Source organism: Bradyrhizobium sp. CB2312, assembly GCF_029714425.1.
Lineage (GTDB): Bacteria > Pseudomonadota > Alphaproteobacteria > Rhizobiales > Xanthobacteraceae > Bradyrhizobium.
In genome coordinates, this window is sequence record NZ_CP121668.1 from 4,729,992 (window position 1) to 4,741,880 (window position 11,889).

General features: G+C 63.7%; 13 protein-coding genes. 12 read left to right on the top strand and 1 reads right to left on the bottom strand.

The genetic code is table 11. The features are described from left to right. Positions 1–56: 56 nt before the first annotated feature. The gene (locus QA642_RS23295) at positions 57–1,247 is read right to left on the bottom strand and encodes an aromatic ring-hydroxylating dioxygenase subunit alpha (protein WP_283086670.1); all 1,191 of its coding nucleotides are present in this window, start codon (positions 1,245–1,247) and stop codon (positions 57–59) included. A 191-nt stretch (positions 1,248–1,438) separates the two neighbouring features. On the opposite strand from QA642_RS23295, the gene QA642_RS23300 reads away from it, so the two are divergent. The 12 genes from QA642_RS23300 (at position 1,439) to nuoF (ending at position 11,888) form a co-directional block, all read left to right on the top strand. Beyond that, the gene (locus tag QA642_RS23300; RefSeq protein WP_283086671.1) at positions 1,439–1,954 is read left to right on the top strand and encodes a MarR family transcriptional regulator; all 516 of its coding nucleotides are present in this window, start codon (positions 1,439–1,441) and stop codon (positions 1,952–1,954) included. 175 nt (positions 1,955–2,129) lie between these two features. After that, positions 2,130–4,394, top strand: a complete 2,265-nt coding sequence (locus tag QA642_RS23305; RefSeq protein ID WP_283086672.1) for a TonB-dependent siderophore receptor — start codon at positions 2,130–2,132, stop codon at positions 4,392–4,394. A 16-nt stretch (positions 4,395–4,410) separates the two neighbouring features. Then, positions 4,411–5,547 (top strand): PepSY-associated TM helix domain-containing protein, encoded by a 1,137-nt coding sequence (locus QA642_RS23310; RefSeq protein ID WP_283086673.1) that lies wholly within the window; start codon positions 4,411–4,413, stop codon positions 5,545–5,547. Then, on the top strand, positions 5,547–5,789 hold the full coding sequence (locus tag QA642_RS23315) for a hypothetical protein (RefSeq protein ID WP_283086674.1): 243 nt from the start codon (positions 5,547–5,549) through the stop codon (positions 5,787–5,789). Before QA642_RS23310 ends, QA642_RS23315 begins: the two co-directional genes overlap by 1 nt. Before the next feature lie 202 nt (positions 5,790–5,991). Beyond that, complete coding sequence (locus QA642_RS23320; RefSeq protein ID WP_008136158.1) at positions 5,992–6,357, top strand: NADH-quinone oxidoreductase subunit A; 366 nt, start codon at positions 5,992–5,994, stop codon at positions 6,355–6,357. After that, entirely contained in the window at positions 6,348–6,935 is a 588-nt protein-coding gene (locus QA642_RS23325; RefSeq protein WP_283086675.1) for an NADH-quinone oxidoreductase subunit B, read from the top strand. The genes QA642_RS23320 and QA642_RS23325 overlap by 10 nt, the downstream gene beginning before the upstream one ends. Positions 6,936–6,946: 11 nt before the next feature. Continuing rightward, positions 6,947–7,558 carry an NADH-quinone oxidoreductase subunit C gene (locus QA642_RS23330; RefSeq protein WP_283086676.1) on the top strand — a complete coding sequence of 204 codons (612 nt, stop codon included), beginning with the start codon at positions 6,947–6,949 and terminating at the stop codon, positions 7,556–7,558. A 2-nt stretch (positions 7,559–7,560) separates the two neighbouring features. Continuing rightward, positions 7,561–8,757, top strand: coding sequence for an NADH-quinone oxidoreductase subunit D (locus QA642_RS23335; RefSeq protein WP_283086677.1), 1,197 nt, complete (start codon positions 7,561–7,563; stop codon positions 8,755–8,757). After that, positions 8,757–9,719 carry an FkbM family methyltransferase gene (locus QA642_RS23340; protein WP_283086678.1) on the top strand — a complete coding sequence of 321 codons (963 nt, stop codon included), beginning with the start codon at positions 8,757–8,759 and terminating at the stop codon, positions 9,717–9,719. Before QA642_RS23335 ends, QA642_RS23340 begins: the two co-directional genes overlap by 1 nt. 10 nt (positions 9,720–9,729) lie before the next feature. After that, positions 9,730–10,341, top strand: coding sequence for an NADH-quinone oxidoreductase subunit NuoE (gene nuoE / locus QA642_RS23345; protein ID WP_283086679.1), 612 nt, complete (start codon positions 9,730–9,732; stop codon positions 10,339–10,341). Beyond that, on the top strand, positions 10,341–10,547 hold the full coding sequence (locus QA642_RS23350) for a hypothetical protein (RefSeq protein WP_283086680.1): 207 nt from the start codon (positions 10,341–10,343) through the stop codon (positions 10,545–10,547). The genes nuoE and QA642_RS23350 overlap by 1 nt, the downstream gene beginning before the upstream one ends. Before the next feature lie 15 nt (positions 10,548–10,562). Continuing rightward, entirely contained in the window at positions 10,563–11,888 is a 1,326-nt protein-coding gene (gene nuoF / locus QA642_RS23355) for an NADH-quinone oxidoreductase subunit NuoF (protein ID WP_283086681.1), read from the top strand. The last annotated feature ends 1 nt before the right edge of the window (position 11,889 follow it).

The following is an 11,889-nucleotide window of genomic DNA, read 5'->3' on the forward strand; positions in this document are numbered from 1 at the left end:
TCCCCCAATTTGTCTTTGTTGTCGTTGTCGGTCCAGCTCTTGTTGGAACTGGTTGGTCAGCCTTCGCGGATGTAATTCCCCGCTTCGAATTCGACTGGCGCCGCGCTCGCATCGAAAGAGACGCCGATCGGGTCGCGGCCTGCTTCCATCGCCTCCAACTGTTCGGTCAGCATGCGCCGGATCATCAGGATGCCGCGGTCGCTCTGGCCGAAATGCTCCTCGGAGTGAACGGTCACGGGGCCTTGGCCGACCTGCGCCTCGTAATCGCCGGGGAATTTCTGGTGCTCGGCTTCCGTCATGTCCCACCAGAACTTGCCGTTGAACTTCGAGCGCATGCGGCCGATGTCGCCGGAGTTTTTCACGCGGCCGGCGACGTAGATGCGGAAGGAGGTGTCGTCGATCGGCAGCGTCCAGCCGATCGACTCGACGCGGGCGAATTGCGCCACGCGCGGGTTCGGCACGACGCGCAGGGTGGGCAGCGCAGCTTCGGTGACGCGATAGAATACCTTGCCGTCGTCCTGGTTGCGGATCGAGCGCACGGCGATGCCGCGCGGTGTCTTGTCGAATTTCACCTCCGGCATCGAGGCCATCATGTTGGTGAATTGCGGCCCCGAGAACGATCCGTGCAGCACCGGCACATGATAGGGATCGACCACGTTCTCGAAATGCTGCAGCCAGTTGCAGGGGATGATGGCAGGTCCGCCGCCGCCGATCGATGAGTCATCCGCCTCGAGGAACTCGCCGTCGTCCATGTTCTCGAGGCACTCGTAAGCCGGCAGCACAGGGCGCTTCTCGGCCGGGCCCATATAGGCGAAGATCAGCCCGTAGCGCTCCTCGACAGGGTACCAGGGTTGGCGCACCTTGTCCTTGAACTGGCCGCCGTCGGGCTCGCAGGGCTGCTCCAGGCAATGGCCTTCGGTGTCGAACTTCCAGCCGTGATAGCAGCAGCGGATACCGTCTTCCTCGACCTTGCCGTAGTAGAGCGTGGTGCCGCGGTGGCAGCAGCGGGCGTGCAAGAGGCCGGCACGGCCATGCTTGTCGCGGAACAGCACCAGATCCTCACCTAGCGCGCGCACCTTCTTCGGCGTGTCGGTTGCGTCACCGATCAGCCCGACCGGATGCCAGTAGCGGCGCAAAAGCTCGCCCATCGGGGTGCCGCGCATGACCGAGGTGAGCTCGGTGCGCGTGTGCGCCGGCTTCATCGCATAGGCCGTGCCGAGATCGCGATCCCGCTGGGTGATGATCATGCTGATCCTCCCGCCGCGGCCTTGATGGCCCGGTCTATTTCGTCTGTTGACCCAGTGAAAGATCATTCGATGACAATGTCAACGATCTTCTGGAACGCCTCTTAATCGCATTCGAATGGGGTTGGGGAGGTTGCGCTACCAAGGCTTAGCCGAGACTTGGCACGCCCTGGCTTTCTTGGCAGAGGTGGACCATGAGTCAGACAACGAGCAGGGCCGGGCGTGCGTCGTCCGATGCGGACGAAAGTCACTTGGAGGCGCCGATCACCGCGATGCTGTCGTCGCGGCTGATGGTGCTCGCCAACCTGCTCAAGCGCGGCGCCATCCTGCGCTATAAGCGCCTCACCGGATTGTCCTCGGTCGAGTTCGGACTCGTCGCCTCGCTCGGCCGCCGGCCGCCGATGAGCGTGGCGCGGCTCGCCGAGGCCGTCGGCCAGGACAAGGGGCAGATCAGCCGCGCGCTCGCCAATCTGTTGTCGCGCAAGCTGATCGCGAAATCGGCAAACCCGAAAGACAGCCGCGAGGTGCTGATCTCGCTGACCGCGGCAGGCCTCGCCGCGCATGATGCGATCGTCGAAGGCGCGCAGGAGCGCAATCGCCAATTGTTGGACCAGTTGAGCCCCAAGGAGCTCGAGACGCTGCTGGAGCAGATCGATCGCCTCACGGCCGCCGCCGAGAAAATGCTCGAAGCCGAAAAAGGAGCGCGCTGAGCGCGCGGAAACATCCGGAAACGCTGGATCCGGATTGGACTCCTTCTAAGAGCCTTTCAATTAGGGAATTCGCGCGCGCTCACATAAGCGTCGCCGCAAGCGCATGCCGCGCGGGGATCGGCGGCATGACGCATCAAACATGCAGCTTCGGGGTGGCGCGTTGAACAGTGTTGGAATGCTGCGGTCGGCCGTGCTGGCGACCGCATCCGCTTGGGTTTTGGTACCGCATGCATCGCTTGCGCAATCGTCCACGCAGAATGGGGCGCAGAACCTGCCGCCCGTGACCGTTGCAGCACCGGAACAGCGCCGCCGCGCGGCCGCGGCCCCCCAGCGCCGCGCGCCGCGATCGGTGCAGACCGCCAATCGAACCAATCAGCAACCGCAGCGCGATGTCGGCGTCGTCGAGACTCCGTTTGGTCCGGTGCATGGTTATGTCGCGCGTCGCAGCTCGTCCGGCACCAAGACCAACACGCCGATCATGGAGACGCCGCAGTCGGTGTCGGTGATCGGCGCGGAGCAGATCCGCGACCAGAAGCCGAACAAGCTCGACGAGGTCCTGCGCTACACCGCCGGCGTGCGCGCCGGCACTTTCGGCGCGGACACGCGTAACGACTGGTGGCTGATCCGCGGCTTCAAGTCGGACGACGTCGGGCTGTTCCTCGACGGCATGCAGCTGTTCTACACCTCGTATGCGAGCTGGAAGCTCCAGACGCCCAACATGGAGCGCGTCGAAGTGCTGCGCGGCCCGTCGGCAGTGCTCTACGGCGGATCGAGCCCGAGCGGCATCGTCAACGTCATCAGCAAGATGCCGCCGGCTGAGCCGATCCGCTATGTCGAGACCGGCGTGAACAATTTCGGCAACGCCTATGTCGGCTTCGATTTCGGCGGGCCGGCGGCGACGCAGTCCCAAGATGGCAAACAGGACGGCAAGCTGTTCTACCGCGTCGTCGGCCAGGTGCAGAACGGCCCGACACAAGTCAATTTCACGCCCGACAACAATTACTTCATCGCGCCGTCCTTCACCTGGAAGCCGGACGCCGACACCACGTTCACGGTGCTGGCCTCGGCCTCGCGGCAGGATACGCGCGGCATCAACTTCCTGCCTTATGTCGGCACCGTCACCAATGCCTCGTTCGGCAAGATTCCGACCAGCTTCTTCGCCGGGGATCCCAGCGTCGACAAGTTCACGCGCGAGCAGGAGATGCTCGGCTACCGGTTCGAGCGCAATCTCACCGATGACCTGACGTTCCGGCAGAACGCGCGCTTTGCCCATGTCGACGTGACTTATCGCGGTTATGTCGGCAATGACTATGGCAACCAGGCAGCGGCCACTCTCAATCGCTACAATTGGTATGCAAAGAATACGGCCAACCAGGCCGATCTCGACAACCAGATGGAGTATCGCTTCGACACCGGCCCGGTGAAGCACACGATGCTGTTCGGCGTGGACCTCAAGGGCTACCAGATCGACGACTACCAGCTTTTTGGGGGCGGCGTGCCCCCGATCAGCATCTTCAACCCTGCCTACGGGTTGAGCGATATTCCGTTTGCGGGCGATCCGTTCCGAAACTTCCGGATCACGCAGAAGCAGGCTGGTACCTACCTTCAGGATCAGATGAAGCTCGGCAATTTCACGCTGGTGCTGAGCGGCCGCAACGATTGGGTCGAGACCACCCAGGACAACCGCTTTACCGGTGCCACTGTCGACAGCCGCGACGACAGCAGGTTCAGCGGCCGCGCCGGCCTGATCTACAATTTGGACAACGGCATCGCGCCCTACGTCTCCTACTCGACGAGCTACAATCCGATCATCGGCCTTAATGCGCAAAATCGGCTGTTCCTGCCGGAAACAGGCAAGCAGGCTGAAATCGGTGTGAAGGTCGCGCCAACGGGGTTCGATGGCTATTTCACGGCTTCCGCCTTCGATCTGGTCCGCCAAAATGTGGCGACGACAGCGCCGGGCATCATCCCGATCCTGCAGAACCAGACCGGCGAGGTGACCTCGCGCGGCATCGAGCTCGAGGCGGTGGCCAACGCCACCAGGGAGCTGAAGCTGATCGGCGCGTTCACCGCCTATCATCTCTTCAACAACAGGGATCTCGATCCGTCGTTGGTGGGGAAGACGCCGACCAACACGCCAGAGCTGCTGGTCTCGGGCTGGGCGGACTACACCTTCAAGGATGGTCCGCTTGCCGGATTCGGTTTCGGCGGCGGCGTCCGCTATATCGGCTCCTCCTGGGCCGACGCCGCTAATACGCTTGAGGTTCCCGCTGTCGTGCTCGGCGATCTCGCGCTCCACTACGAGTGGCAGAACTGGCGCACGGCTCTCAACGTGATCAACCTGACCGACAAGATCTACGTCGCGAGCTGCGCGTCGCCGACGTCCTGCTTCTACGGCGACCGCCGACGCGTCACCGCCAGCGTCTCCTACCAATGGTAGGCGAGGGGAGGGTCTCGTGAAGGCACGCACGGTCAGGCTCTGGTCTGTGGTCCACACCTGGACCAGCCTGATCTCGACCGTGTTCCTGCTGCTGCTCTGCCTGACCGGCCTGCCGCTGATCTTCCATCACGAGATCGATGAGCTCCTGGGCTACGCCCCCCAGCCCGAAGCTCATGCGGGCGCAGCGCGCGCGACGGGTCAAGCCGTCGCCGACGCTGCGCTCGCCGCCGATCCCGGCCGCGTGCTGCAATATATCTCCTGGGACAAGGACGAGCCCGGGATCGTCACCGCCTTCACCAACAGCGCCGTCGACGGGCTGCCTGACAACGCGACGGTGCGCGCCTTCGATGCGGTCTCGACAAAACTGCTTGGGCCGGTCGGCGTCGGACCGATGCTGATCATGCTCAAGCTGCACACCGACATGTTTGCCGGCCAGCCCGGCAAGCTGTTCCTCGGCGGGATGGGCCTGCTGTTCGCCATCGCCATCGTCTCCGGCGTGGTGCTGTACTGGCCGTTCACCCGCCGCCTGCGCTTTGCCACCATCCGTGACAGCGCCTCGCGCCGCGTGCGGTGGCTCGACTGGCACAATCTGATCGGGGTCGTGACCGTCGCTTGGGCGCTGGTGGTGGGCTTGACCGGCGTCATCAACACCTGGGCCGAGCTGATGCTGGGCCAGTGGAAGGCGAACGAGCTCGCCAGCATGGTCGCGCCCTATGCCGGCAAGCCGCCGCCGACGCATCTGGCCTCGCTCGATGACGTCATTGCGCGCGCCAGACATACCGCGCCCAGTATGGAGATCGCCTTCATCGCGTTTCCGGGCACGCCGTTCACATCCTCGCATCATTTCGCCGCCTTCATGCGCGGCGACACCGCGCTGACGGCGCGGCTGCTCAAGCCGGTGCTGCTCGATGGCGAGACCGGGGAGGTGGCCGACAGCCGGGCGCTGCCGCTCTATCTCCAGGCGCTCCTGATCTCGCAGCCGCTACATTTCGGCGATTATGGCGGAATGCCGCTCAAGGCGGTCTGGGCCGCGCTCGACTTGCTCATTATCGTTGTAATCGGCAGCGGCCTCTATCTCTGGCTGGCGCGCCGGCGCAAGCGCGTGTCTGCCAAGTCCGACGCATTCGCCAGACGAGCCCCGGTCCCGTCGTGATGCATGGCTCCTCTGACCATTCGCGCCTGTGGATACGTGTCTTTGCTGCACCTATCCTGCTCGCGGCTGCGACCATCACCGGCCTCTTGGCCGCGCTGCTCTGGGGCGAGCTCGGCCAATATGTCGCCTGGGTGACGGTGGGGGCGCCTGTCGCCGTTGTCAGCTGGATTTTGCTGCGTCGCGGCCTAAATAAAGTGAGCCTCTCCAGCGGCGGACGTCACCGCCGAGCGCGCGTGAACTGAGCGGGATCGCCCTTGCTGGGGCGGTCGATCTGCTCCATACCAGCCGCGGGGTGATTCCGGGGTTTCCACGGTTCAGGGGGCGGCAAAAGGGCCTAAATAGAGCGTGTCTTGCGCCCATTGGTGCACTGCGCTAAGGCTCAGAATAATTCCAAATCGGACGAATCCGTGGCTGTCCCGAGGCTGCGGGAAAAAGGGCTCGTCAATGAGCGGCATCTTACAGAACTATCTTCCACTCGTCGTTTTTATAGGGGTAGCAGGCCTCATCGGCCTGGTGCTGCTGATCGCGCCCTTCATCGTGGCGTTCCAGCAACCGGACCCGGAAAAGCTGTCGGCGTATGAGTGCGGTTTCAACGCCTTCGACGACGCCCGCATGAAGTTCGACGTCCGCTTCTATCTGGTCGCCATCCTCTTCATCATCTTCGACCTCGAGGTGGCGTTCCTGTTTCCCTGGGCGGTGGCGTTCGGCAAGCTTGGCGCGACCGGCTTCTGGTCCATGGTGGTGTTCCTTGCCGTGCTGACGGTCGGGTTCGCCTATGAATGGAAGAAAGGGGCACTCGAATGGGATTGAACCCTGCATCGTCCGCCGGTCCGGTCGTCGCGCCGGCCCCCAAGGGCATTCTGGATCCGTCGACCGGCAAGCCGGTCGGGGCCAATGATCCGTTCTTCCTCGAGGTCAATCACGAGCTGTCCGACAAGGGCTTCTTCGTGGCCGCGACCGACGACCTCATCACCTGGGCCCGCACCGGCTCCTTGATGTGGATGACCTTCGGCCTCGCCTGCTGCGCCGTCGAGATGATGCAGGTGTCGATGCCGCGCTACGACGTCGAGCGCTTCGGCTTCGCCCCGCGTGCCTCGCCGCGCCAGTCCGACGTGATGATCGTCGCGGGCACGCTGACCAACAAGATGGCGCCGGCGCTGCGCAAGGTTTACGACCAGATGCCCGAGCCGCGCTACGTCATCTCGATGGGCTCCTGCGCCAATGGCGGCGGCTACTATCACTATTCCTACTCGGTCGTGCGCGGCTGCGACCGCATCGTGCCGATCGACATCTACGTGCCGGGCTGCCCGCCCACGGCGGAAGCGCTGCTCTACGGCGTGCTGCTGCTCCAGAAGAAGATCCGGCGCACCGGCACCATCGAACGCTAAGGTTTTACGTCATGGACGACGGCAAGCTCGACGCCCTTGGGCAAACGATCGTTAGCGCGCTTCCGGGCGCCGCCACCGGTCACACGGTGGCCTTCAACCAGCTCACGGTTGATGTCGAGGCCAGCAAGATCGTCGAGGTGGTCAAGCACCTCCGCGACGATCCGAACTGCCGTTTCGTCAACGTCACCGACATCACGGCGGTCGATTATCCCTCGCGCGAGAAGCGCTTCGACGTGATCTATCACTTCCTGTCACCGACCCTGAACACGCGGATCCGGCTGCGCGTTGCCGCCGACGAGACCACGCAGGTTCCGTCGCTGATCGACGAATTCCCCGGCGCCGACTGGTTCGAGCGCGAGGCCTACGACCTCTACGGCGTGTTCTTCGTCGGCCATCCCGACATGCGCCGCATCCTCACCGATTACGGTTTCGAGGGCCATCCGCTGCGCAAGGACTTTCCGCTCACCGGCTTCCTCGAGGTCCGCTACGACGACCAGGAGAAGCGCGTGGTGTACGAGCCCGTCCGGCTCAACCAGGAATTCCGCAAGTTCGATTTCCTCTCGCCGTGGGAAGGGGCGGACTATCCGCTTCCTGGTGACGAGAAGGCAGGACCGAAGGCCTGATCATGAACGAGCAACCTGAACAGCTTCGCAACTTTACGATCAACTTTGGACCGCAGCATCCGGCGGCGCATGGCGTTTTGCGTCTTGTGCTCGAATTGGATGGCGAAATCGTCGCCCGCGTCGACCCCCATATTGGCCTGCTTCACCGCGGCACCGAAAAGCTGATCGAGCAGAAGACCTATCTGCAGGCGATCCCGTATTTCGACCGGCTCGACTACGTCGCGCCGATGAACCAGGAGCACGCCTTCTGCCTCGCCGCCGAAAAGCTGCTCGGCATCGAGGTGCCGCGCCGCGGCCAGCTGATCCGCGTGCTCTATTGCGAGATCGGTCGCATCCTTTCTCACCTTCTCAATGTCACCACGCAGGCGATGGACGTCGGCGCGCTGACCCCGCCGCTGTGGGGCTTTGAAGAGCGCGAGAAGCTGATGGTGTTCTACGAGCGCGCCTCGGGCAGCCGCATGCACGCAGCGTTCTTCCGCGTCGGCGGCGTGCATCAGGATTTGCCGCAGAAGCTGGTCGACGACATCGAGGCCTGGTGCGATCCGTTCCTGAAAGTGGTCGACGATCTCGACCGGCTGCTCACCGCCAACCGCATCTTCAAGCAGCGCAACGTCGACATCGGCGTGGTGCCGCTGAAGGAAGCCTGGGCGTGGGGTTTCTCGGGCGTGATGGTCCGCGGCTCCGGCGCGGCCTGGGACCTGCGCAAGTCGCAGCCCTATGAGTGCTACGCCGAGATGGATTTCGACATTCCGATCGGCAAGAACGGCGACTGTTACGACCGCTACCTGATCCGCATGGAAGAGATGCGCCAGTCCGTGCGCATCATGAAGCAGTGCATCCAGAAGTTGAACGCAGCCGACGGGAAGGGGCCCGTTGTCGTCGCCGACAACAAGGTTGCGCCGCCGCGCCGTGGCGAGATGAAGCGCTCGATGGAAGCGCTGATCCACCACTTCAAGCTCTACACCGAAGGCGTTCACGTGCCGGCCGGCGAGGTCTACGCCGCGGTCGAGGCGCCCAAGGGCGAGTTCGGCGTCTATCTCGTCTCCGACGGCACCAACAAGCCCTACAAGTGCAAGATCCGCGCGCCGGGCTTTGCCCATCTGCAGGCGATGGACCACATCTGCCGCGGCCATCTGCTCGCCGACGTCTCGGCGATCCTCGGTTCGCTCGACATCGTGTTCGGAGAGGTCGATCGGTGATGGCGCAGGCGCCAATCCAGTTTGACCGTGCCTCGGGGGCCCTTGAAGGGGCCAACCTGTGGGAGCGGACGGCTGCCTTGGCGCTGGTGACGGGATCGAAGATCTCCTCGCACTTCTCGCACATGGGTTACATCGCCTGCGCCAATCTGCTGCGCAAGACGCTGCCGGAGCGCAACATCGCGATCAGGCTCAACCCCGACGCCGTGTTCGAGTTTCCCTATGGCGACGGCTATTGGAGCAAGTTGCTCAACCGCTCGTACAACTATGAGGACGAACTCGAGCTGCTGTTCGCCGATAGCGTCGACGTCGACTACACGCTGCTCGATTGCGGCGCGAATTACGGCTATTGGTCGGTGCTGGTGTCGAGCAAGTCGTTCGGTTCGCACAAGGCGATCGCGATCGAGCCGTCGGGCCAGAATTATCCGAAGCTCGCCAACAATGCCCGCGTCAACGGCAATCGCTTCGAGACCATGAAGTGCGCGATCGGCGCAACGCGCGGCACCGCGCGCCTGTCAGGCACCAAGCACGAAGCCTTCAGCATCGCCGGCGATCCATCTGATGGCGGCGAGGAAGTGCCGGTTCTCGCGCTCGACAACCTGATCGACGACGGCAGGGTCGCTGGCACCGGCAAATACCTGATCAAGCTCGACGTCGAGGGCGTCGAGATCGAGGCGATCAAGGGCGGCGCCCGGCTGCTAGAGGCCGACAGCGTCATCATGTGCGAGGAGCACGGCAGCGACCGCTCCCATGCGGTGTCGCGCTACATCCTCGAGCAGACCCCGCTGAAGCTGATCGTGTTCGATCCGCGCAGCAACCGGATGGAGACCGTGACCGAGCTGTCGATCCTCGACCGCATCAAGGTCTCGACCCACGTCGGCTACAACGTTTTCGGCACCGCAAGCGCGTTCTGGCAGGACAGGATCGATGCCCTGAATGCCAAAACCGTGCGCCGTATGCAGTGAGAGATAAGAGATGTCCGTTCGCCGATTAGCACCGAAGGAAGTCCAACCCGCGAGCTTTGCGTTCACGGAGGAGAACCTCGCATTCGCCAAGCAGCAGATCGCGAAATATCCGGCCGGCCGCCAGGCTTCCGCGGTGATTGCGATCCTCTGGCGCGTCCAGGAGCAGAACGAAGGCTGGGTGTCGGAAGCCGCCATCCGCGTGGTCGCCGACCTGCTCGACATGCCCTATATCCGCGTGCTGGAGGTTGCGACCTTCTACACGATGTTCCAGCTCGCGCCCGTCGGCAAGAAGGCCCACGTCCAGGTCTGCGGCACCACGCCGTGCCGCCTGCGCGGCGCCGAGGACCTCATCCACGTCTGCGAGCATCGCATCCATCACGAGCCCTTCCATCTCTCCAAGGACGGCAATTTCAGCTGGGAAGAGGTTGAGTGCCTGGGCGCCTGCGTGAACGCGCCGATGGTGCTGATCGGCAAGGACACCTATGAGGACCTGACCAAGGAAAGCTTCGGCAAGGTGCTCGACGGTTTCGCGTCGGGCAATCCGCCCAAGCCCGGTCCGCAGAACGGCCGCCAGTTCTCGGCGCCGATCACCGGGCCGACCACGCTGAAGGAGATCACCTGATGCGTGATCTCTCGCAGCCTTCGGTCGAGGGGAGCGGTGCCATGAAGAAGTGGGGCTTCATCGCAATGCATGCCGCCGTGGCGGCCGCCTTCATCTTCCTGCTTCAGCGTTTCAGCCTGAACGCGTCGCTGGAATCCAGCCTGCTCTGGGCGCTGACGTTTGGCGTCTGCGCCGCCGGGCTTGCCTACAAGCAAGCCAACCGTTGATCGGAAAGCACTGAAATGCTCGAGGACAAGGATCGCATCTTCAAGAACCTTTACGGCCTCCACGATTGGGGGCTCGAGGGCGCGCGGCGTCGCGGCGCCTGGGATGGTACGAAGAATATCATCGACAAGGGCCGCGACTGGATCATCAACGAGATGAAGGCCTCGGGCCTGCGCGGCCGCGGTGGCGCCGGCTTCCCGACCGGTCTGAAATGGTCCTTCATGCCGAAGGAATCGACCGACGGCCGGCCGAGCTATCTCGTCGTCAACGCCGACGAGTCCGAGCCCGGCACCTGCAAGGATCGCGAGATCATGCGGCACGATCCGCATCTGTTGATCGAGGGCTGCCTGATCGCGAGCTGCGCGATGAACGCGCACACCTGCTACATCTATGTCCGCGGCGAGTTCATCCGCGAGCGCGAGCATCTTCAGGCCGCGATCGACCAGGCCTATGACGCCAAGCTGGTCGGCAAGGACAACGTCAACGGCTGGCCGTTCGACATCTATGTCGCCCACGGCGCCGGCGCCTATATCTGCGGCGAGGAAACCGCGCTGCTCGAAAGCCTCGAGGGCAAGAAGGGCCAGCCGCGCCTGAAGCCGCCGTTCCCGGCCAACGTCGGCCTGTTCGGCTGCCCGACCACCGTCAACAACGTCGAGTCGATCGCGGTTGCGCCGGACATCCTGCGCCGCGGCGCGGCCTGGTTTGCCGGCATCGGCCGTCCGAACAATGTCGGCACGAAGCTGTTCTGCATCTCCGGCCATGTCGAGCGGCCCTGTAACGTCGAAGAGGCCATGGGCATTCCGTTCCGTGAGCTGATCGAGAAGCATTGCGGCGGCATCCGTGGCGGCTGGGACAACCTCAAGGCCGTGATCCCCGGCGGCTCGTCGGTGCGCATGGTGCCGGCCGAGCAGATCATCGACACGCCGATGGATTTCGACAGCTTGAGCAAGCTGCGCTCAGGCCTCGGCACCGCGGCCGTGATCGTGATGGACAAGTCCACCGACCTGATCCGCGCCATCGCCCGCATCTCCTATTTCTACAAGCATGAGAGCTGCGGCCAGTGCACGCCGTGCCGCGAAGGCACGGGGTGGATGTGGCGCGTCCTCACCCGCATGGCCGAAGGCCGCGCCCACAAGCGCGAAATCGACATGCTGCTGGAAGTGACAAAACAGGTTGAAGGCCACACCATCTGTGCGCTCGGCGACGCAGCCGCCTGGCCGATCCAGGGCCTGATCGCGCATTTCCGTCATGAGATCGAAGCGCGCATCGACCAGTATTCGCACAAGGCCGACATCGACGATATCGGCGTCCGCGATCCCGTGAACATGGTCGCGGCGGAGTAAG